General features: G+C 34.7%; 17 protein-coding genes. 9 read left to right on the top strand and 8 right to left on the bottom strand.

Going from position 1 to position 22,116, the window contains the following annotated elements:
• Nucleotides 1–203: 203 nt before the first annotated feature.
• From M0M44_RS06690 to M0M44_RS06715, 6 genes are all read left to right on the top strand, one after another.
• Nucleotides 204–1,760, top strand: a complete 1,557-nt coding sequence (locus M0M44_RS06690; RefSeq protein WP_248729066.1) for a vitamin K epoxide reductase family protein — start codon at nt 204–206, stop codon at nt 1,758–1,760.
• Nucleotides 1,761–1,823: 63 nt separating this feature from the next.
• On the top strand, nt 1,824–2,006 hold the full coding sequence (locus M0M44_RS06695; protein WP_248729067.1) for a hypothetical protein: 183 nt from the start codon (nt 1,824–1,826) through the stop codon (nt 2,004–2,006).
• 766 nt (nt 2,007–2,772) lie between these two features.
• Nucleotides 2,773–4,965: a peptidase domain-containing ABC transporter gene (locus M0M44_RS06700; protein ID WP_248729068.1), complete on the top strand. Its 2,193-nt coding sequence runs from the start codon at nt 2,773–2,775 to the stop codon at nt 4,963–4,965.
• A 2-nt stretch (nt 4,966–4,967) separates the two neighbouring features.
• A complete protein-coding gene (locus M0M44_RS06705) occupies nt 4,968–6,257 on the top strand; it encodes an HlyD family secretion protein (RefSeq protein ID WP_248729069.1) in 1,290 nt (429 codons plus the stop codon).
• Between the two features lie 42 nt (nt 6,258–6,299).
• Entirely contained in the window at nt 6,300–6,581 is a 282-nt protein-coding gene (locus M0M44_RS06710; protein ID WP_248729070.1) for a hypothetical protein, read from the top strand.
• 20 nt (nt 6,582–6,601) lie between these two features.
• Nucleotides 6,602–6,862, top strand: coding sequence for a S41 family peptidase (locus M0M44_RS06715; protein ID WP_248729071.1), 261 nt, complete (start codon nt 6,602–6,604; stop codon nt 6,860–6,862).
• A gap of 50 nt (nt 6,863–6,912) precedes the next feature.
• Here the strand turns inward: M0M44_RS06715 and M0M44_RS06720 are convergent, their stop codons facing one another.
• The 3 genes from M0M44_RS06720 to M0M44_RS06730 form a co-directional block, all read right to left on the bottom strand.
• Complete coding sequence (locus tag M0M44_RS06720; protein ID WP_248729072.1) at nt 6,913–7,620, bottom strand: tRNA1(Val) (adenine(37)-N6)-methyltransferase; 708 nt, start codon at nt 7,618–7,620, stop codon at nt 6,913–6,915.
• Between the two features lie 73 nt (nt 7,621–7,693).
• Nucleotides 7,694–8,218 carry a ribosome maturation factor RimM gene (rimM, locus tag M0M44_RS06725; protein ID WP_248729073.1) on the bottom strand — a complete coding sequence of 175 codons (525 nt, stop codon included), beginning with the start codon at nt 8,216–8,218 and terminating at the stop codon, nt 7,694–7,696.
• Between the two features lie 15 nt (nt 8,219–8,233).
• Nucleotides 8,234–8,794, bottom strand: a complete 561-nt coding sequence (locus tag M0M44_RS06730) for a 30S ribosomal protein S16 (protein WP_248729074.1) — start codon at nt 8,792–8,794, stop codon at nt 8,234–8,236.
• Between the two features lie 190 nt (nt 8,795–8,984).
• Here M0M44_RS06730 and M0M44_RS06735 point away from each other — a divergent pair, with 190 nt between their 5' ends.
• Nucleotides 8,985–9,476 (top strand): DUF6252 domain-containing protein, encoded by a 492-nt coding sequence (locus tag M0M44_RS06735; protein ID WP_248729075.1) that lies wholly within the window; start codon nt 8,985–8,987, stop codon nt 9,474–9,476.
• A gap of 113 nt (nt 9,477–9,589) precedes the next feature.
• Nucleotides 9,590–9,937, top strand: a complete 348-nt coding sequence (locus M0M44_RS06740; protein WP_057115840.1) for an RNA recognition motif domain-containing protein — start codon at nt 9,590–9,592, stop codon at nt 9,935–9,937.
• Nucleotides 9,938–10,066: 129 nt separating this feature from the next.
• Here the strand turns inward: M0M44_RS06740 and leuB are convergent, their stop codons facing one another.
• The 5 genes from leuB to M0M44_RS06765 all read right to left on the bottom strand — a co-directional run bounded on the left by leuB (nt 10,067) and on the right by M0M44_RS06765 (nt 17,170).
• Nucleotides 10,067–11,122 carry a 3-isopropylmalate dehydrogenase gene (leuB, locus tag M0M44_RS06745; RefSeq protein WP_248729076.1) on the bottom strand — a complete coding sequence of 352 codons (1,056 nt, stop codon included), beginning with the start codon at nt 11,120–11,122 and terminating at the stop codon, nt 10,067–10,069.
• A gap of 152 nt (nt 11,123–11,274) precedes the next feature.
• A complete protein-coding gene (locus M0M44_RS06750) occupies nt 11,275–12,795 on the bottom strand; it encodes an alpha-isopropylmalate synthase regulatory domain-containing protein (RefSeq protein WP_248729077.1) in 1,521 nt (506 codons plus the stop codon).
• Nucleotides 12,796–13,054: 259 nt separating this feature from the next.
• On the bottom strand, nt 13,055–13,651 hold the full coding sequence (gene leuD / locus M0M44_RS06755) for a 3-isopropylmalate dehydratase small subunit (RefSeq protein ID WP_134139032.1): 597 nt from the start codon (nt 13,649–13,651) through the stop codon (nt 13,055–13,057).
• Between the two features lie 170 nt (nt 13,652–13,821).
• Nucleotides 13,822–15,216 carry a 3-isopropylmalate dehydratase large subunit gene (gene leuC / locus M0M44_RS06760; protein WP_248729078.1) on the bottom strand — a complete coding sequence of 465 codons (1,395 nt, stop codon included), beginning with the start codon at nt 15,214–15,216 and terminating at the stop codon, nt 13,822–13,824.
• 583 nt (nt 15,217–15,799) lie between these two features.
• Nucleotides 15,800–17,170 (bottom strand): PKD domain-containing protein, encoded by a 1,371-nt coding sequence (locus tag M0M44_RS06765; RefSeq protein ID WP_248729079.1) that lies wholly within the window; start codon nt 17,168–17,170, stop codon nt 15,800–15,802.
• 234 nt (nt 17,171–17,404) lie between these two features.
• Here M0M44_RS06765 and dnaE point away from each other — a divergent pair, with 234 nt between their 5' ends.
• Nucleotides 17,405–21,943: a DNA polymerase III subunit alpha gene (gene dnaE, locus M0M44_RS06770; RefSeq protein ID WP_248729080.1), complete on the top strand. Its 4,539-nt coding sequence runs from the start codon at nt 17,405–17,407 to the stop codon at nt 21,941–21,943.
• The last annotated feature ends 173 nt before the right edge of the window (nt 21,944–22,116 follow it).

Here is a 22,116-nt window from a genome sequence, read left to right on the forward strand (position 1 = left end):
CGAAAAAGCACTTTTTAAGCTTTTTGACAAAAAAATAAACACATAAACACTTGTTTTTCAAATAGTTGCTCAATATACTATACTTGGTATAATTTATAAATTGTATGTGGTATAATTAATAAAATGTATGTGTTTATGCGATTTTTATCAATAAAAACCCCAATCTTTGCAGTGTAATTATGATTTAAAAACGATCAAAAACGATGTTAAAACTGGTCCAAAAATTTCTGCAAATCAATCGCTACTCAGATATCAAAAATGAGTTTAAGGATCTGTTTTTGTCACATCCAAATTATCCGAGTTTGTTTGCCATTACAGACTCGTTTGATTTGCTTTCTGTGGAGAACGCAGCAGTGAGAGTTTCGAAAGAGCAGATTGAAGATTTGCCTTCAAACTTTTTGGCTTATTTTAAAGATGAATTAATTCTGGCAGAAAAAATTAAAAGTGGCGTTAGAATCACAACCACAAAAAAAGGAACTCAAAAATTATCTTATGATAAATTCCTTTTAGATTGGAATGGTGTAATTGTAGCTATTGAACCAAACAATGTTGTAGCGAGAGATAATCTTAAAATAGAATACAATTGGTTGAAATATTTTCTGCCTCTTGCGCTGGTAGCTGGATTATCGTTCTTTTTTAATCGTTTTGATTGGTTTAGCGCTTCCTTTTTAGTAACATCGGTATTAGGTTTTGTCGTAAGCATCTTTATTGTGCAGGAAAAATGGGGAGTTAAAAACACCGTAATTTCAAAATTCTGTAATTTAAGTTCTAATACTTCTTGCCATTCAGTAATAAGTTTCAACGATGATATCGCAAATAGATGGTTGAGCTTCTCAGATCTGCCATTGCTTTTCTTTGGTTCAAGTATCATTGCCATATTAGTCCAACCTTTAAGTTCAGCTATTTTTATTGGATTTTTAAGTCTTTTAGCTATTCCAATAATAGTTTGTTCTATCTGGATTCAGAAATTCGAGATTCAAAAATGGTGTATAATGTGTTTAGCAATATCATTTTTAATCTTAGTTCAAAGTATTGTTTGGTTTTCGTCAGATCTTTTTACGTTGAGTTTTAGTTTTAATGATATTTTTCCTTATGTATTTTCTTTACTGCTTTTAATTCCAATCTGGGCGACAGTTAAAGTAATGATTAAAAAAATGCTTGATAATGAGAATTCTTTAAAAGAGCTTAAGAAATTTAAAAGAAATTATTCGCTATTAAATTTCTTGTCTAAAAAAGTAAAATATACAAAAGGATTTGAAGATTTAAGAGGGTTGACGTTTGGTAATAAAAATGCAGGAGTTAGACTTTCTGTAATTCTTAGCCCAAGTTGTGGACATTGTTATAAAACTTTTCAAGAAGCTTTCGATTTAGTATTGAAGTTTCCAGACAAAATATTTTTGAATGTTCTTTTTAATATTAATCCAGAAAACAACGACAATCCTTATAAAGCAGTTGTAGAAAGACTATTAACAATTAATAGAACGACGCCAGGAAAAACAGTTGAAGCAATCTCAGATTGGTATATTAAGAGAATGGTTCATAAAAAATGGCTTAAAAAATGGAATGTTGATTCTGTAAGCATGATGATAAATCAGGAAATTCAGAAACAATACGATTGGTGCTCTATGAACAATTTTAATTATACACCCATTAAAATTGTCAATGAAAGGCTGTTTCCAAATGAATACGAATTGAATGAATTGAAATATTTCTTAAATGATTTTGTTGAGGAAGTTCAAGTTTTAGAGAAGACAGCATAAAAAAACAGAAATTTCGACTGTTAAAATAGAAATAGTTAATCCCCCGATTTAAAACCTGCAGTTATGTTAAAGAATATTTTGAAATTGAAAGGTGCAGTAGAGTTGACTGTAAATGAGCTGAAAACAATGAATGGAGATCATGCTCCTATTTGTGAAGATGGATTTAAAGCGAAAAGATGTACAGAATTTGGAACGGTGCCAGCACACTGGAACTGCATACCAAATAGTTATGTCGGAAGCTGTTAAGGAATAAAATATTAAGCATCAAGTTATTAGGGATTTGAGGCTTAGACTCAAAAATGTAAATAACCAATTATGTTAGAAAAAATTTTAAAAAGCAAAGAAACAAGAAAGCTGACAAAAAAAGAGCAGAAAAGCATTTTGGGAAGTGAGTATTCACAAGAACTAAATTGCAATGATACTGCTGTCGAGAAATATTCTGCTTGCTAATTTTAATGTTTAGATAGTAACAATTAAGCACTGTTATTATATAAAAAAGGTATTAATTATGTTAAAGAAGATTTTAAAACTCGAAGGTGCTCAGTACATTAACAAAAGTGTACAGAAGACCATGAAAGGAGGAATTCCAGATTGTTGGGTTTATGCTTTGGAAGCAGGATGCATTTTAATACCGTTAGGCGAATCTTGTCCGCTAAATACATCATCGGGTATTTGTGATACAAGTCGTCTTTGTTGTTGATTTTTAACTTTTTTAAAAGTAATACGATATAGCCTTATTTAGAATTTAGTCATGTTTTTTTTGAATGTATAGGCGCTCGATCGTGGAACATTGAGCAAATTCTCAGTATTGATGATTGGTACTGAGATTCTTAGGAGTTGGTCGCTGTGTTAGTTTTATTTGGTTAGGGTAACCGCGACCATGTCCTAAAGAAATTGTGTTGCTAAAATTTGTTTTTAAATACGAAACAGAGAAGATTATATCTTCTCTGTTTTTTTTATAGATTAACAAGAATTTTTTTTCTTAAATTGGCCTTGAATAAATCAAAATAAATTGAAAAAATTTCCCCATTATAAACAGGCAGATTACAAAGATTGTGGCCCAACTTGTTTAAAAATAATTGCAAAACATTACGGAAAAACAATCAAAATTCAGGAATTGCGTGATGCAAGCGAGACAACTCGTGAAGGAAGTAATTTACTTTTTTTAAGCGATGCTGCCGAAAAGACTGGTTTTAGAACTTTAGGGGTAAAGCTAAGTCTGGAGAGATTAGAAGAGGTGCCCTTGCCTTGTGTTCTGCATTGGAACCAAAACCATTATGTAGTACTTTATAAAATCAAAAAAGGGACATATTATATTTCTGATCCAGCTTTTGGACTAATTCAATATAATAAAGAAGACTTTTTAAAATTCTGGATTGGCAACAATGCTGATGATCAAACAAAAGAAGGTGTAGCGCTGCTACTGGAACCAACACCAGTTTTCTTTCAGTCTGAATTTGATAGACAAGAAGGTGGAGAAATAGGTTTTGGATTATTATCGCATTATATTCTTCGCTATAAATCATTTTTAATACAGTTAAGTATCGGGTTATTGGCAAGCAGTTTACTGCAGCTTATTTTCCCTTTTTTGACTCAAAGTATTGTTGATGTCGGAATCCAAAATCAGAATCTTAATTTTATTTATTTGGTTCTTTTTGCCCAGCTTTTTCTTTTTGCTGGAAGAACAGGTTTGGACCTCATTAGGAGCTGGATTCTACTGCATTTATCAACCCGAATCAATATTTCCCTTATTTCAGATTTCTTTATCAAATTAATGAATCTGCCTATTTCCTTCTTCGATGTCCGAATGACGGGAGATATCATGCAGCGAATAAATGATCATCGCCGTATTGAAAAAATTCTTACCACATCATCGCTCAATGTTCTATTTTCTGTAATTAATATGTTTATAATGGGAGCTGTTTTAGCCTATTATAATCTGCAGATTTTTTTAGTGTTTTTTGCTGGAAGTGTGTTTTACTTTGGTTGGATACTTCTATTCTTAAAAAGAAGGGAAGCATTAGATTATAAACGATTTGCAGAAATTTCGAATGAGCAGAGTAAAGTAATAGAGCTGATAAACGGAATGCAGGAAATTAAGCTTCATAATGCCGAAAAGCAAAAACGATGGGGCTGGGAATATGTTCAGGCAAGGCTTTTCAGGGTTTCTATAAAAGGATTAGTTTTGGAGCAGACCCAAACAATAGGTTCTTCAATTATTAATGAATTAAAGAATATTTTTATCGTATTTCTTTCGGCAAAATTGGTAATTGATGGTTCTATAACTCTAGGTATGATGCTGGCAATCAGCTCGATTGTAGGGAGTTTAAACGGGCCAATAACGCAGCTTATTGAATTTGTTAGGGAGCTTCAGGATGCTAAAATATCTTTAGCCAGATTGTCCGAAATCCATCAAAAAGAAGATGAAGTCCAGCAGGAAGCCAACCAAACAAGTGAAGTTCCGCAAAATGTCGATATAGAAATTAAAAACCTTTCTTTTCGATATTTAGGTTCAGATATTCCTGTTTTAGACAATTTAAGCCTTTTAATTCCCAGCAATAAAGTAACAGCAATAGTTGGTGTTAGCGGAAGCGGTAAAACGACTTTAATGAAGCTGCTGCTCAAGTTCTACGAACCTGAAAAAGGAGAAGTGCTTATTGGAAACGCGCAGCTTAAAAATATTTCGCAACATGCATGGAGATCTAATATTGGAGCCGTAATGCAAGAAGGTTTTATTTTTAGCGATACCATTGCTAATAATATTGCTATTGGGGTTGATAAAATAGATAAAGAAAGACTGCTTTATGCTGCAGATGTGGCAAATATTAAACAATATATCAGTGAGCTGCCTCTAAATTTTAATACCAAGATAGGTTCTGAAGGATTGGGAATGAGTACAGGACAGAAACAGCGTCTGCTTATTGCAAGGGCGGTTTATAAAAATCCTGAAATTTTATTTTTTGATGAGGCCACTTCGGCTTTAGATGCCAATAATGAAAAAGAAATCATGAAAAAACTCGATATCTTTTTCAAAGATAAAACGGTTGTGGTAATCGCGCATCGATTGAGTACTGTTATGAATGCTGATCAGATTGTGGTTTTAGATAAAGGAAAAATCATAGAGATAGGAAGCCATTCGGCATTGGTGGAACAAAAAGGTAATTATTTTGAGTTGGTTAAAAACCAGCTGCAATTAGGAAATTAATCATGAACAAAGATACATTTGAATTAAGAAGCGAAGAGGTTCAGGATATCCTGACCAAAGTGCCACATTGGATGATACGATGGGGAACTGTTTTAATATTTACCATAATTGTTTTACTATTTTTTGTTTCTTGGTTCGTCAAATATCCAGATGTTGTAAAAACAGAAATTGTAATTACAACCAATATTCCGCCAGAGAAGATAGTTTCAAAATCTTCTGGACGCATTGAGGCTATTTTGGTTAAAAATAAAATGCTGGTTGCTAAAAACAGCACATTGGCTATTATTGAAAATACAGCCAATTACAAGGATATTTTTCGATTAAAGGATATTGTTGACAAATACGATATCAACAACTCCCAAAAAGAATTTCCTTTTGAGCTATTGAAAAATACGCAATTCGGTGAAGTAGAAAGCGCGTATGCTGCATTCCAAAAAGATTATCAGGCACAGGAGCTAAATAAAGACCTGCATCCATTTCAGATCGAAAGCAGGGCACAACAGTCCGAAAAAATCCAAATAACAGAAAGGTTGGAAATCCTGCAGCAGCAGAAAATACTTAACGAACGCGAATTGGAGCTTCAGAAAAATGAAGTAGCCCGTTTTGAAACGCTGTTCAATAAAGGAATTATTTCTGCTCAGGAAATGGAAGTTAAAAAATTGAATTTCCTTCAGGCGCAAAAGAACTATCGAAGCCTGCTGTCCTCGATTTCTCAATTGAGGTCTTCTTTGATTGACAACACAAAATCGAGCCAGAATTTGCAAATAAACAGCACTAAAGAAGAGGTTAATCTCGGCCGTAGTGTTTCGCAGTCCTTTTATCAATTGAAAAAAGTGATAAGAGATTGGGAGTTGGCGTATGCTTTAAAATCGTCAATTAGCGGAAAGGTCACGTTTTTGCAGGTTTGGAACGAAAATCAGACCATAAATGTTGGAGATAACGTATTTTCTATTATTCCAGATGCAAAAAACAGTTTCATAGGAAAAGTAAAAGCTCCAGCTTTAAATTCAGGAAAAATAAAAGTGGGGCAAAGGGTTAATATTCGTTTAGCAAATTTTCCTGATAGAGAATTTGGGGTTCTAAAAGGCGAAATCAAAAATATTTCGCTAGTGCCCGATAAAGACGGAAATCTGCTTATAGATGTTGCGCTTCCTAAAGGTTTGAAAACATCATACAATAAACAAATCGCTTTTCAGCAGGAAATGAAAGGAAATGCAGAGATTGTAACCGAAGATCTACGTTTAATTGAGAGAATACTGTATCAGTTTAAAAGCATTTTTGAACAAGTTTAAAAATTAAACCGATCCATAATCTAACCAAAACCACAATTTTAAATGAAAAAAACAGTACTTATTGCATTTTTACTATTATTTCAATTTTCTTTTTCAAAAACAATTACCGAAACTCAAAAGCTAGCTGCAACCTGCAAAATTTGGGGTTTCTTAAAATATTATCATCCAAATGTTGCCGATGGAAGTAAAAATTGGGATGAACAATTATTTCAAATCCTGCCAAAAGTTGAAGAAGCGAAGACTTCTGAGTCATTTTCTCTGGTAATTGAAAATTGGATTGGTTCTTTAGGTGAAATTAAAAAAGGAAAAGCAATAAAGTCGTAAGTCATGCTGAGTTTACTGTAATGAGTTTACAAACGGTCCCTAATTGTGTAGTTATCGGAAGTCAGACTGGTGGAGCTGATGGTGCAAATTACAGATTTCAAATCATTAAAGGATTTGGCTCATCATTTACTTGTTTTGGTGTCTTTTATCCAAATAGAAAAGAAACACAGCGTATAGGTATTGTGCCTGATGTTGAAGTGAAACCAACTATTTTAGGAATTCAGCAAGGGAGAGATGAAGTTTTGGAAAGAGCGGTTCTTTTTGCTAAAAAAGGTAAATAGAAAATCTTAATAGTCTTTGTCAAAGTTTTGAGCTTTGACAAAGATGTTTTTTACATCTTCAAGTAAAAATCTTTAGTAAGTTCAATGTATTCGGGTGTATAAACGTGTCTGTCTATTTCGATAACAAGTTCGTTGATTTCAATTTCCGAAGCTTCATTTCGGCTAAAAGCCAATAAACTACGTTTTATTTCTGATTTTGGAGTTCCTTTTACTCGGGTAATTTTGAAAGGATATAATTCTGCTTCTTTAGCTAAGGCAATAAATTTTTCTTCTTCTTTGAAAGGAAGAATTACAGCTAAAACTCCGTTTTCTGAAAGTAATAAATCGGCAGCTTCAACAATTTCTTCAAAAGGCATTGCATCTTGAAAACGTGCTAAATCACGCTTTTCATTATCTGTTTTGTAATCCTCTGCATAAAAAGGCGGATTCGAAACGATTAAATCATATTCGTCTTCCGGTTCTTCAATAAATTCATCTAAACCAGCGTGAAAACAGAATAATCTATCACTCCAAGGAGAACTTTCAAAATTTTCTACAGCTTGCTCGTACGCCTCTTCATCAATTTCAAGAGCATCAATTTGTTCAGCATGACTTCTCTGTGCTAGCATTAAAGCAATAATTCCTGTTCCGGCGCCAACATCTAAAACACTAAACGGATTATGATGAATAGGAACCCAAGCACCAAGTAAAACACCATCAGTGCCAACTTTCATAGCGGTTTTATCTTGTTTAACAGAAAATTGCTTAAATGAAAACATCGCAGTATATATTGAAATTAAGATTTATTCAGATAGAAAACTGAATACTAAAAACTGTAAACTGAATACTCTTTTAAAGGTACATCTCCACAAGACCTTCAGGAAGATCCATGATTACTTTTTTGTTCTCACGATCGATTTTTACAAGGAAATTATCAATCATAGGAACTAAGATTTCAACTTCGCCATTTAAAACTTCAAAAAGAGGTTGGGCAGTTGAATCGTTTATAGAAGTTATTTTTCCGAAAACACCTAAACGTTTGTCTTCGATTTCGAAGCCAATAACTTCGTGGAAGTAGAATTTATTGCCAGTAAGTTTTGGCAACATAGTTAAAGGAAGATAAATTGCATTTCCTAATAAAGCATCTGCATCTTCTTCGGTATTTACATCTTCAAAACGAACTCTTAGAAAGTCGTTTTTGTGTAATGAGCTTGTTTCAATAAAAAAAGGAACCAAGTGTTTGTTGTGTTCAACAAACACTGATTCCAGATTTTCGTATAACTCAGGTTCATCTGTGTCTAAATAGACCAAGACTTCACCTTTGAAACTAAATTTTTTAGCGATTTTACCTAAATAAAAACAGTCTTCTTTACGCATTATCGCTAAGTAAAATTATGCTTCAGTTGTTTCGTTATTCTCTTCAGCAGCAGGAGCTTCTTCAGTAGCTTCAGCAACTTCTTCAGTAGCCTCAGTAGCTTGTGCAGCAGCTTCAGCTTCCGCTTGTGCAGCAGCAGCATCAGCAACACGTTTAGCGTTAACTTCTTGCTCAGCTTTTAAAGATTTTGCTTTAGCATCAGCTTTTGCTTTAGATAAACCATCTTTTTTAGCATCAACTTTACCAGCTTTTGATTCTAACCAAGCAGTTAATTTAGCATCTGCTTGCTCTTGTGTTAAAGCGCCTTTACGAACTCCTCCATCAAGGTGGTGTTTCAATAAAGCACCTTTGTAAGAAAGGATTGCTCTTGCAGTATCAGTTGGTTGAGCACCATTGTGTAACCATTTTACTGCGCTGTCAAGGTTTAACTCAACAGTTGCTGGGTTAGTGTTTGGGTTGTAAGTACCGATTTTCTCTAAGTATTTACCATCTCTTTTTGAGCGTGCATCTGCAGCTACTACCCAGTAAAAAGGTTTTCCTTTTTTACCGTGTCTTTGTAATCTAATTTTTACTGACATAATCTTATTGATTAAATTTTGAGGTACTCGACCTCTGTTAATTAAGGGCGCAAAGATATAATTTTTTTATGAAAAACACGTTTTAAAGAAGATTAAATATACTGGAGTTGTTTTTTTAGCATTTTTTTGACTTTTTAATTTAAGTATTTAGTTCTTAATGCAATACTTTTGCATCAAATTCATTTTAAACATGAAAAAATACTTTTACTTTTTATCATTTTTACTTTTACTTATCTCTTGTACAGAAGATGTAAGATTTAATAATCCAGCTTTTCAGACTTTAAAAGACAATAATTTTTGGAGGGCTCAAGCTTATGAAGCAGGAACAGAATCGAATGGAACTTTTGTTATACACGGTTCTCTAGGGTATGAACAAATAAGTTTTAAACTTCCTGCGCCAATCGTAAAGACCTATGTTTTAGGCTTAGATGATATTACAATAGCTATTTACAAAAACACTTATAAAGGACAAGAAGCAGAATTTAGTACGGGAGTTGCCAAAGGAAGCGGGCAAATTGTCGTGACGGAATATAATACGGACGAAAAAACTATTTCGGGAACCTTTAAATTTACTGTAGTTAATACTGATCCTAGTGCTGAGAAGCAAGAAATGCACTTTTCGGAAGGTGTTTTTTACAAAATTCCGGTTGCTCCAGAAGGAAATTTTGTTCCTGTTGATTAGGTTATTTGTCTAAATATATTTTGTAAAATCAAAATAAAAACTTAAATAAACTAATATATAGTAGATTACAGAATAATAAGAGTACATTTGCTTATTATTATAAATAAATATCTATGAATATTTTTGTTGGAAGCCTTCCATTCAGTATTGAGGAAGCAGATTTAAGAGAGTCTTTTGAGGCTTATGGAACAGTTGACTCTGTTAAAATTATTACTGATAAATTTACTGGAAGAAGTAAAGGCTTTGGTTTTGTTGAAATGCCAAATGATAGCGAAGCTCAGAAAGCTATCGACGAATTGAACGGTGCTGTTGTTTCAGGACGTACAATTGTTGTAAACAAGTCTGAGCCAAAACCAGAAGGCGAAAGAAGAAGTTTTAATAACAACCGTGGAGGAGACTCTCGTGGAAGTTATGGAAACAACCGTGGAGGAAATGACCGCGGAAACAGAGGAGGATATTAATATTTTTTTTCTAAAATATAAAGGGATCAACGAAAGTTGATCCCTTTTTTTGTGTTGTTTTTTGTAGAGACGCACCGTAGTGCGTCTAATATAACGAGAAGACGCACTGCGGTGCGTCTCTACGATTTCTTATACATTCGCAGCTAACCAGTCACCAACTTCTTTAGTACCGTATGCTTTGCCTCCATTGGCTAAATCTTCGGTAACTACTCCAGCTTCTAGAGCCTTGTTTACCGCATCTCTCATTGCTTTTCCTTCTTCCATCAATCCGAAGTTTTCGAACATCATAGCAGCAGATAAAATAGTAGCCATTGGGTTGGCAATGTTTAATCCTGTAGCTTGTGGATATGAACCGTGAATAGGTTCAAACAAAGATACTTCAGCTCCCATAGAAGCAGAAGGCATTAATCCCATTGAACCAGAAATTACAGAAGCTTCGTCTGTTAAAATATCTCCAAATAAGTTTTCAGTAATCAATACATCATAAGAGTTTGGCCATTGTACCAAACGCATAGCAACCGCATCAACAAATTCGTAGCTTACTTCAACTTCTGGATAATCTTTTTCCATTGCCTGAACTGTTTCTCTCCATAAACGTGAAGTTTCTAGAACGTTAGCTTTATCAACACAACATAATTTTTTAGAACGTGTCATTGCTAATTCGAAACCTTTTTTAGCCAAACGCTGCACTTCAGCTCTTGTGTAAACACAGTTGTCAAATGCAGTATCACCATTGTCTCTTCTTCCTTTTTCACCAAAGTAAATTCCGCCAGTTAATTCTCTTAAGAAAACTAAGTCAGTTCCTTCAATTCTTTCTCTTTTTAATGGAGATTTATCTAATAACGAAGGGAATGTAAAAGTTGGTCTTACGTTTGCAAACAAACCTAATGCTTTACGCATTTTTAACAAACCTTGTTCTGGTCTTACAGGTGCAGAAGGATCATTGTCATATTTAGGGTGGCCAATTGCTCCAAAAAGAACTGCATCAGCATTTTTACAAACTTCATGTGTTGCATCTGGATAAGGTTCTCCTACCGCATCAATTGCAGCAGCTCCAGTTAAAGCTGGTTTCCAAGTGATTTCATGTCCGAATTTTTTGGCAATAGCATCAGATACTTTTACTGCTTCATTTATTACTTCTGGTCCGATTCCGTCTCCGGCTAAAAGGGCTATGTTTAATTTCATTCTATATTTTTTAAGGTTCTAAGATTCTGAGTTGCTAAGGTTCTAAGATTTTTACTCTTAGTGGCTTAGTTTTTTTTAAAAGGTTCTAAGGTTCTGAGTTGATAAGATTCTAAGGTCAAAGAAAAATCTTAGAATCTTAGTGTCTTAGTGCCTTAGGTAATTATATTAAGCATTTTTTGCGTTGCAATAATAGCTGCAACAGTTTGATCTGAATCTAATCCGCGGGTTTTGAATTCTTTTCCGTTATTGACCCATGTAATAATAGTTTCGCACAACGCATCAGAACTACTTCCTGGAGGGATTCTTACTGCATAATCAATTAATTTTGGCAGTGTTAATTTCTTTTGTTTGTAAATTTTAGACAATGCATTCATGAAAGCATCAAACTGACCGTCTCCTTGTGCATTTTCTTCGATTATTTCTCCGTTTAAATTTAAAGATAAAGTCGTAGATGGGCGCATTCCTTTAGAATGAACCAGCATATAAGAATTTATAGTTATTTTTTCTTCGTAAGTATGACTGTCCAAAACATCCGAAATAATGTATGGAAGATCTTCTTTTGTTACGGTTTCTTTTTTGTCACCTAGTTCGATAATTCTTTGGGTCACCAATTTCAAATCTTCGTTGTTTAATTTTAAACCTAATTCCTGAAGATTCTTTTCGATATTGGCTTTTCCAGAAGTTTTTCCGAGAGCGTATTTTCTTTTTCTCCCAAAACGTTCTGGAAGTAAATCGTTAAAATATAAATTGTTTTTGTTGTCACCATCGGCGTGAATTCCGGCAGTCTGCGTAAAAACGTTATCGCCTACAATTGGTTTGTTAGCTGGAATTCTATAACCTGTAAAAGTTTCAACTAGTTTGCTTACAGAATACAAAGAAGTTTCTTTGATATTGATGCTCGCTTCCGGCATATAATCATTTATTACAGCTACAGTACTTTCAAGCGGTGCATTTCCGGCACGTTCTCCCATTCCGTTTACGGTAACGTGAAGGCCGTTTATACCAGCTTTTACAGCTTCCATAACATTGGCAACGCTTAAATCGTAGTCGTTATGTGCGTGGAAATCAAAGTGAATGTTTGGATATTTTGCTCTGATTTTTGAAATAAACTCAAAAGTTAGAGAGGGAATTAAAACGCCTAAAGTATCAGGAAGTAAAACTCTTTTTATTGGCTGAGTTGCTAAGAAATCTAGAAATTGAAAAACATAATCTGGAGAATTTCGCATTCCGTTGCTCCAGTCTTCCAGATAAACATTAGTTTCAATATTATTTTCTTTAGCTGATGTTATTGCCTGAGCAATTTCGGAAAAGTGCTGTTCTGGCGTTTTTTTTAATTGATGCGTTAAGTGATTCATTGAGCCTTTGGTCAATAAATTCTGAACTTTGGCACCTGCTTTTTTCATCCATTCAATTGAAACTCCTCCATCAACAAACGTCAGAACTTCAATTCTGTTAATATAGCCACGCTCTTCGGCCCAAGAAGTAATGCCTTTTACGGCTTGGAATTCTCCTTCGCTCACGCGCGCCGAAGCAATTTCGATTCTATCAATATTTAATTCCTCCAACAACAATTGCGCAATGGTCAGTTTTTCTGCAGCAGAAAATGATACTCCAGAGGTTTGTTCACCATCACGAAGTGTCGTATCCATTATTTCAATTTTTCTTTTTTCCATATTGATATTTCTAATTTCTAACTGTTTGAATGTAACAGGTAAACATATTCTAATTTTTGTCGCTGATTTTACGGATTCGCTTTGCGAAGACGCTGATAAAACGGATTTTTAGTATGAAGTAAAATAAAAATCCGCGTTAACCTGCGTTTTTGCGATAGCAAATCTGTTTCATCCGCGTTCTATTTTTTCTCATTTAATTTAGAAAGACCCGACTGGTTTTGAAACCTGTCGGGTCTAATATCCTGAATGAGATTTCTATTTAGTAAGGAAGTTTATCAGCAAAAGCTTTAATATCTTCTTTCATATCTTGTAAATAATCAATGTCGTCAAAGCCATTAATCATGTTGTTCTTTTTGTAACCGTTAATAGCAAAAGATTCTTGCTGACCAGTTGACAATAAAGTAATAGTCTGTTCTGGAAGATTGATTTCTAATTCCGTTTTAGGATCAGCTTCAATAGCTTTGAAGATATTTTCCAAAAACTCTGGACTGATTTGTACTGGTAAAACACCAATATTCAAACAGTTTCCTTTGAAGATGTCAGCAAAGAAACTAGAAACCACAGCGCGGAATCCGTAATCGTAAACTGCCCAAGCAGCATGCTCTCTAGATGATCCAGAACCAAAGTTTTTTCCTCCAACAAGAATTTTTCCAGAGTAAGTTGGGTTGTTTAAAACGAAATCTGCTTTAGGTGTATCGTCTCCGTTGTATCTCCAGTCTCTAAAAAGGTTATCTCCAAAACCTTCACGTTTTGTAGCTTTTAAGAAACGAGCCGGAATGATTTGATCTGTATCTACATTCTCAATTGGCAGCGGCACTGCACTGCTAGTAAGTATATTAAATTTATCGTATGCCATTTTTGTTTTTGCTTTAGGCTGTTTTCTGCTTTAGGCTATAAGCTGTATGCTTTAAGCTTTTTGCACAGCGTTTATTTTTTATTTGCTTTAGGTTATAAGCTTTAAGCTGTAGACCTTTTTTAAATTCTGTTAGAAGCTTAAAGCCTATTGCTTAAAGCTTACAGCGGGAATTAAAATAATTCCCTTGGATCTGTTAGTTTTCCTGTAACAGCAGCTGCAGCAGCCATAATTGGACTTGCAAGAAGCGTTCTTGAGCCAGGACCTTGACGACCTTCAAAGTTTCTGTTTGAAGTACTTACTGCATATTTTCCGGCAGGAACTTTATCATCGTTCATTGCTAAACAAGCAGAACAACCCGGCTGACGTAATACGAAACCAGCTTCAGTCAGGATATCTAAAATTCCTTCTTCTTTAATCTGCGCTTCAACAACGTGAGAACCTGGAACTAACCAAGCGGTAACATTATCTGCTTTTTTTCTTCCTTTTACAATTTCAGCGAAAGCTCTAAAATCTTCAATACGTCCGTTTGTACAGCTTCCTAAGAAAACATAATCAATTGGTTTTCCAATCATCACATCATCTTCGTGGAAGCCCATGTAAGCTAAAGATTTTTTGTAAGTTTCCTCACCGCCTTCAACTTGTTTGGCATTCGGAATATGTTTTGTGATACCAATTCCCATTCCAGGGTTTGTACCATAAGTAATCATTGGTTCGATATCTTCCGCTTTGATGTTTAATTCAGCATCAAAAACAGCATCAGCATCCGTTTTAAGAGTTTTCCAATATTCAACAGCTTTTGTCCAAGCTTCACCTTTTGGAGCATATAATCTTCCTTCAAGGAAATCGAAAGTAGTTTGGTCAGGAGCGATCATTCCTCCACGAGCACCCATCTCGATACTTAAGTTACAAACTGTCATACGGCCTTCCATAGTCATGTTTTCAAAAACATCACCAGCATATTCAACAAAATAACCTGTTCCTCCAGAAGTAGTTAATTGAGCGATAATATAAAGTGCAACGTCTTTTGGACCAACACCTTTGCTTAATTGACCGTTTACGTTAATACGCATTTTCTTTGGTTTAGGCTGCATAATACATTGAGTAGAAAGCACCATCTCAACCTCAGAAGTTCCGATACCAAAAGCAATAGCTCCAAAAGCACCGTGAGTAGACGTATGCGAATCTCCACATACAATAGTAGCGCCTGGCAAAGTAATTCCGTTTTCAGGACCAACTACGTGTACAATTCCATTTTTTTGGTGACCTAGTCCCCAGTGCGAAATTCCGTATTCATTAGCATTGTCTTCAAGAGCCTGAAGCTGGTTAGCAGAAAGTGGATCCTGAACTGGTAAATGTTGGTTTATAGTTGGTGTATTGTGGTCTGCAGTTGCAAAAGTACGTTGCGGGTATAAAACGTTAACGCCTCTTGACTTTAATCCTAAAAAAGCAACAGGACTCGTAACTTCATGAATGAAATGGCGGTCAATAAAAAACACATCTGGTCCATCTTCAATTTTACGCACTACATGTGAATCCCATACTTTGTCAAATAATGTCTTACTCATTTTTTATTTTTTTTAATTGTAATTTCTATAACCACAGCAATTTCCTGTTCATTATAATAGCAAAACAAAAGTAAAAAAAGATAAAAAAGCGTCAATTTCGATATTTCATTATATACGATACCCAAACTAATTTACAAATTGCCAAACGGCTTTTGCAGACTAAAATTTGAAAGAAAAATGATGAAGAAACTGATTTGCTTTTTCTTTTTCGACTTTAATTTTGCCTAATTGTTTTTTGTTTTAATAGTTTGCAAATTTATCTCAAAATCAATATAAAATATAAGAATTTAATTGAAAAAATCTAACAAAATGAATAAAAATAGTAATAATTGTTAGTTTTAAAATCTCTGCTTAAAAGACGTTTTTTGAGTTTTTTAGTGCTTTTAAAGGAGTTTTTGATTCGCTATTTAGACTCAATAAAACGTCTAAATACTACGACATCCAAGAAGTTTATTTTTATGAAATTTTATGAATTTTAAAATAAAAAATATAAGATAGTAAGATATTCTCTCGCGAGTATATAGAATAAAAAAAGGATAAATAATCGCAATGATCATTTATCCTCTTTATACATTTTAATTTTTTAGATTTTTTTGAAATTTAGATTAGCATCAACTGCTCCAAGCTTGATTTCAAGAACCGAGATATTTTCATAACTCGATCCACACCCTGCGGCAAAATAATATAAATCGCCTTTTTTAACAAAACCAGAATTATATAAACCAGGATACGAAATAGATTTTAATACATTCCCACTATTATCATATTTTTCTAATCTTTGGAAACTAGATGCAATAAAGCCGTTTTCAATTTCTATAATGCCTTGTATATTTCCAGTATTCGACAGTTTAATTAGTTTTAATTCGTCGCCTTGACCTGTTGTAATTCTTAATTCATTATGGCTGTATAATGCTAAGTTTCCATTTGTCAATTTTATAGCTTTGAAAGAGCCATTAACCTGATTCCAATCTATAACGATATCTTTTAAAGTGCTTGTATCAAAAGTTTTTTGACTTGTAATCTCTAGATTTTCATTAAGAAATAAAAGTAATGGTTTATAATTCAGAAGTGAACTTGATGACGATGTTTCGTACTTGCCTCCAAAAGCAACATAGGTAGTTCCTGTTTTAATAAGATTCCCGATAAATCCATTTTTAATAGTGCTTTCATATGTTTTTCTGCTTACAAGTTTGCCCTCGTTATTTCTTATTTCAATTGCGGGATTATTTTCATAAGATCCGTAAAAATAGTATTGGTCATTATTTTTAACAGAACCATAAATTGTACCAGAAGAACCAGACCTAACCGGGTTCCAATCAGTATTAAATTCTGTTTCTATCGTTCCTGCATAAGAAGACATAGATTGAACCACATTTACAATTTTATTTCCGTTGTTTAAATATGTTGTTTGAGCATGACCAGAATTACCATTTTTTTCTGTGATAATTTTAGTTGCAAAAGTTTTAGTTGCATCATCATATTCTACATGTCTGTAGTAACTAGTAGTAGATGTTGTTACAGATCTATATGATTCTGTATAAAATATTTTATTATCATTTATTCCAATTTCAATAGGATAAACGTCTGAACCGCCAATAAGCTGATTTTTAAGTAAAAGAGAGTTTTCTGCGTTTACTGTTACAGTAATAGTGCTTGTGGCAACATTTCCATTTACGTCTTTAATAACTAATTTAACATTGAAGTCTCCAGGACGATCATAATAAAATGTTGGTTCTTTTTCTGTAGAACTCGTTTCGTTGCCAAAATTAAAAGTATAAGAAACAATTTCTTTACTGGAAGTAGATTTGTTCGTTACTTTAATGTCATCTCCTACATTAACTGTCGTTGCAGATAAATTAAATGATGCGGTTAAGTTGTTTTCTTCAGGAGTGTCACTGCTGCAAGAACTTAAAAGGTTTAATAAAATAAATGCAAAAAAGTAGATTTTTTTCATAAAATTAATTGTTTTTGTTTTTGACTTGAAGGTTCAAAGATATCTTTTTTTATAAGAAAATCTCATGATTTTTTAAACGCGAAGATTGATAATTCTTTATTTCTTCAAGCGAAAAAAAAGCGTAAATTTGAACTTACTCCATAATTTACAAAGCGATTTTTTATGTCCCATATAATCAGACGGTTATATTGGAAAAGTTTGGGATTTGGAGTTTAATTTTTGTATTTTCACTCTATGTATTTAATATTCGATACCGAAACAACCGGATTACCAAAACGCTGGGATGCCCCGATAACCGATTCTGATAACTGGCCTCGCTGTATACAGATCGCGTGGCAGCTTCATGATGAGATGGGACAGCTTATTGAGCATCAGGATTATTTGGTAAAACCTGAAGGATTTAATATTCCGTATGATGCCGAGCGTATTCACGGAATCTCTACTGAATTGGCCGAAGCCGATGGAATCACGCTGGCCGAAGTTTTAGAGAAATTCAATATCGCTTTAAGCAAAACCAAATTTATCGTTGGACAAAATTTAGGATTCGACGTTAATATTATGGGAGCCGAATTCCATAGAATGGGAGTGGAATCTAAAATGAGTTCGATGCCTGTTCTGGATACTTGTACCGAAGTTACGGCTTCGTTATTACAGCTTCCTGGAGGTCGTGGAGGAAAATTCAAACTTCCAACTTTGACCGAATTACACAGCTACCTTTTCGATCAGCCGTTCGCGGAAGCGCACAATGCAACTGCCGACGTTGAGGCAACTACACGTTGTTTCTTAGAATTGGTTAGAAGAGAAGTTTTTACAAAAGAAGAATTAGACGTTCCGAAGGAGTATTTCAAAGAATTTCAGGAAAGAAATGCTGAGCCATTTAAGTTAATTGGTTTAAAGCATATCAACTTAAAAGCAGCTTCCGATAAAATCAGAGAACAGCTTAAAGCTTTAGCTGGAGAAGGACAGCAAAATGTCGTTTCAGAAGAAGATAAAGCCGATTTTAAAGCAGCAAAATTTGCGCATTTACACAATCATACACAGTTTTCGGTACTTCAATCGACTATCGGAATTGGGAATATAGTTGCCGCTGCCGCTAAAAACGGAATGCCAGCCGTTGCCATGACCGATACTGGAAACATGATGGGAGCTTTCCACTTTGTGAGTGCCGTTATGAACCATAACAAAGCAGCTTCTGGAAAGAATAAAGCTCTAGTTGAAGCTGGAGAAGAACCAACAGAAACGGAAGTAAAACCAATTGTTGGCTGTGAATTTAATATCTGTGAAAACCATTTAGATAAAAGTAAAAAAGACAATGGTTATCAGGTTGTATTGATGGCTAAAAATAAAGCGGGTTATCACAATTTGGCTAAAATGGCTTCGATTGCCTATACCGACGGATTTTACTATGTTCCGAGAATTGACCGCAAAATTGTGGAGCAATATAAAGGAGATATCATGGTTTTGTCTGGGAATTTATATGGAGAGATTCCGAGTAAAATCTTAAATATTGGAGAAAATCAGGCCGAAGAAGCTTTAATTTGGTGGAAAGAACAATTTGGCGAAGATTTCTATCTAGAAGTGATGCGCCACAATCAGGAAGATGAAAATCGTGTCAATAAAACTCTGATTGAATTTTCGAAAAAACACAATGTCAAATTAATTGCGACCAACAATACTTATTATTTAAATAAAGAAGATGCCAATGCGCACGATATTTTACTTTGTGTAAAAGACGGTGAAAAACAGGCAACGCCAATTGGACGTGGACGTGGCTATCGTTACGGACTTCCAAATCAGGAATATTATTTCAAGTCGGAAGAAGAGATGAAAAAACTCTTCGCCGATTTGCCCGAAGCGATTATCAATATTCAGGAAATTATAGATAAGGTCGAAATATATTCTCTTTATCGAGATGTATTGCTTCCTAAATTTGATATTCCAGAAGAATTTATGGTGCCCGAAGATGAAGAAGATGGCGGTGTAAGAGGGGAAAATAAATACTTGAGACACCTTACTATGGAAGGTGCCAAAAGACGTTATGGCGAAATAACCGAATCGATTCAAGAGCGTTTGGATTTTGAGTTAATGACGATTTCAAATTCAGGTTATCCGGGTTACTTTTTGATTGTACAGGATTTCATCGCTGAAGCTAGAAAAATGGACGTGTCGGTAGGGCCAGGTCGTGGATCTGCAGCGGGTTCGGCCGTTGCGTATTGTCTCGGAATTACCAATATTGACCCAATTAAATACGACTTACTTTTTGAGCGTTTCCTTAATCCTGACCGTGTATCGATGCCCGATATTGATATCGACTTTGATGACGAGGGTCGTGGACGTGTAATGGATTATGTAATCAACAAATACGGCCAAAAACAGGTTGCGCAGATTATCACTTATGGTAAAATGGCGACCAAATCGGCAATTCGTGATACGGCTCGTGTATTGGATTTACCATTGTTTGAAGCCGATAGAATTGCAAAACTGATTCCGGGAATGATGCCGTCAAAATGGAATTTGGCGCGTTTTATTTCGGAGAGTGAAGATGAGGTTAAAAAAGCGCTTCGTTCGGACGAATTTGATAATGTAAAAGAATTAATCGCGATTGCCAACGAAGATGATTTGGCAGGAGAAACCATTCAGCAGGCAAAAATCCTTGAAGGATCGATGCGTAATACGGGAATCCACGCCTGCGGAGTAATCATTACACCGTCTGATATTACGAATTATGTTCCCGTTACTACAGCAAAAGATTCTGATTTATATGTAACACAGTTTGATAACTCGGTTGCAGAAAGTGCCGGATTGCTGAAAATGGACTTCTTGGGTCTGAAGACCCTTACGCTGATAAAAGATACCGTTAAACTGGTAAAATATAGAACAGGAATTGATCTTGATCCAGATAATTTCCCGATTGATGATGAAGAAACGTATGCGCTTTTCCAAAGAGGTGAAACCGTTGGAATCTTCCAATACGAGTCGCCTGGAATGCAGAAATACATGAAAGATCTGAAACCAACGGTTTTTGGAGATTTAATTGCCATGAATGCACTTTATCGTCCGGGACCTTTGGAGTATATTCCATCTTTCGTTCGAAGAAAAAACGGCGATGAAGAAATCAAATACGATTTAGATGCCTGTGCCGAATATTTGTCTGAAACGTACGGAATTACGGTTTACCAAGAGCAGGTAATGCTTTTGTCTCAGTCTTTGGCAGGATTTACAAAGGGTGAGGCCGACGTTTTACGTAAAGCGATGGGTAAGAAACAAAAAGACGTACTAGATAAAATGAAGCCTAAGTTTGTCGAACAAGCCGCAGCAAAAGGTCACGATGCCAAAATTCTGGAGAAAATCTGGAAAGACTGGGAAGCCTTTGCGAGTTACGCCTTCAACAAATCTCACTCGACTTGTTATGCTTGGATTGCGTATCAAACGGCTTATTTGAAAGCGCATTATCCTGCGGAATACATGGCAGCGGTACTTTCGAATAATATGAACGATATCAAACAGGTTTCGTTCTTCATGGAAGAATGCAAACGTATGGGATTGCAAGTTTTAGGTCCAGACGTAAACGAATCGTACTATAAATTTACTGTAAACGATGACTACGCCGTTCGTTTTGGAATGGGAGCGATTAAAGGAGTAGGTTCTGGAGCGGTTGAAACGATTGTAGAAAACAGAAAAAACGGAAGATATAAATCGATTTTTGATTTGGCGAAGCGAATCGATTTGCGTGCAGCCAACAAAAAAGCGATTGAAAATTTAGCATTGGCTGGAGGTTTTGATTCTTTTGAAGGAACAACCAGAGCGCAATATTTCCACGATGATGGAGACGGTATTACATTCTACGAAAAAGCAATGCGCTACGGATCGAAATTTCAGGAAAATGAAAACTCATCTCAGGTAAGTTTGTTTGGAGAAACTAGTGAAGTACAAATCGCAGAACCAGTTGTGCCTCCATGTGAAGACTGGAGTACAATGGAAAAACTGGCTAAAGAAAAAGAGGTTGTCGGAATTTATATTTCTGGACATCCGTTGGATGATTTTAGATTTGAAATGAAATACTTCTGTAACGCTCGATTGGAAGCTTTAAAGAGTATGAATGAATATGTTGGAAAGAATTTGCACTTTGCCGGAATTATCAATAACGTACAACATCGTGTAGCCAAAAATGGAAAAGGCTGGGCAGCTTTCAATTTGGAAGGGTATGACGAAAGTTACGAGTTTAAGATTTTTGGAGAGGAATATTTAAAATTCCGCCACTTCTTAATTCAGAACAATTTTGCCTTTTTAAAAATATTGATCAAAGACGGATGGGTAAACCATGACACAGGTAAAAAATCAGATCCTAGAATGCAGTTTGTCGAGATTCGACAATTGCAGGATATCTTGGAAGCTTTTGCTAAAAAGTTGATCGTATTACTGAATATTAAAGATCTTCATCCTGAATTTATTCATAAACTGAGTCATTTGTTTGCTGAAAACAAAGGAGAGAATTCTGTTACTTTTGAAATCATGGAATTAGAAAAAATAAAAAAATTGGTTGAGGTTGAAACTCCAACAGATTTTGAAGATTCAGATGATGCTGTTTTTGAAGGAGAAAATGACAATGAAGATAGTGCGATGGAAGACACAAAGATCCAAGAGGTAAATGAAGTTGAAGAAATAAAAGTGGTAACCAAATTAACGATGCCAAGCCGTCGTTTGAAAGTTAGAATTTCAACTGAATTATTAGAGGAATTAGAGAAAATGCAGATTAATTTTAAACTGAACTAAAAATTTAACAGTTAAAATTTAAACACATGTTAAATTTTTATGTTAAAAATATGCGTGCATAATAGTTTTTTAGTAATATTGTCCAAAATTACAACGTTTTCGTTCCAAGTCTAACTTTACAAGCTGTAGGAATATGTTAAAATATTCTATGTTTGTACTAATCAATAAATCAA

This window comes from Flavobacterium humidisoli (assembly GCF_023272795.1).
In the GTDB taxonomy this organism is placed as follows: Bacteria; Bacteroidota; Bacteroidia; order Flavobacteriales; family Flavobacteriaceae; genus Flavobacterium; species Flavobacterium humidisoli.

Bases quoted from the DNA above. Each gene is read 5' to 3' on its own strand.
- M0M44_RS06765 (WP_248729079.1), bottom strand. From the start codon at position 17,170: ATGAAAAAAATCTACTTTTTTGCATTTATTTTATTAAACCTTTTAAGT.
- M0M44_RS06710 (WP_248729070.1), top strand. From the start codon at position 6,300: ATGAAAAAAACAGTACTTATTGCATTTTTACTATTATTTCAATTTTCT.
- leuB (WP_248729076.1), bottom strand. From the start codon at position 11,122: ATGAAATTAAACATAGCCCTTTTAGCCGGAGACGGAATCGGACCAGAA.
- rimM (WP_248729073.1), bottom strand. From the start codon at position 8,218: ATGCGTAAAGAAGACTGTTTTTATTTAGGTAAAATCGCTAAAAAATTT.
- M0M44_RS06705 (WP_248729069.1), top strand. From the start codon at position 4,968: ATGAACAAAGATACATTTGAATTAAGAAGCGAAGAGGTTCAGGATATC.
- M0M44_RS06715 (WP_248729071.1), top strand. From the start codon at position 6,602: ATGAGTTTACAAACGGTCCCTAATTGTGTAGTTATCGGAAGTCAGACT.
- M0M44_RS06735 (WP_248729075.1), top strand. From the start codon at position 8,985: ATGAAAAAATACTTTTACTTTTTATCATTTTTACTTTTACTTATCTCT.
- leuD (WP_134139032.1), bottom strand. From the start codon at position 13,651: ATGGCATACGATAAATTTAATATACTTACTAGCAGTGCAGTGCCGCTG.
- dnaE (WP_248729080.1), top strand. From the start codon at position 17,405: ATGTATTTAATATTCGATACCGAAACAACCGGATTACCAAAACGCTGG.
- M0M44_RS06740 (WP_057115840.1), top strand. From the start codon at position 9,590: ATGAATATTTTTGTTGGAAGCCTTCCATTCAGTATTGAGGAAGCAGAT.
- M0M44_RS06730 (WP_248729074.1), bottom strand. From the start codon at position 8,794: ATGTCAGTAAAAATTAGATTACAAAGACACGGTAAAAAAGGAAAACCT.
- M0M44_RS06750 (WP_248729077.1), bottom strand. From the start codon at position 12,795: ATGGAAAAAAGAAAAATTGAAATAATGGATACGACACTTCGTGATGGT.
- M0M44_RS06695 (WP_248729067.1), top strand. From the start codon at position 1,824: ATGTTAAAGAATATTTTGAAATTGAAAGGTGCAGTAGAGTTGACTGTA.
- M0M44_RS06690 (WP_248729066.1), top strand. From the start codon at position 204: ATGTTAAAACTGGTCCAAAAATTTCTGCAAATCAATCGCTACTCAGAT.
- leuC (WP_248729078.1), bottom strand. From the start codon at position 15,216: ATGAGTAAGACATTATTTGACAAAGTATGGGATTCACATGTAGTGCGT.
- M0M44_RS06720 (WP_248729072.1), bottom strand. From the start codon at position 7,620: ATGTTTTCATTTAAGCAATTTTCTGTTAAACAAGATAAAACCGCTATG.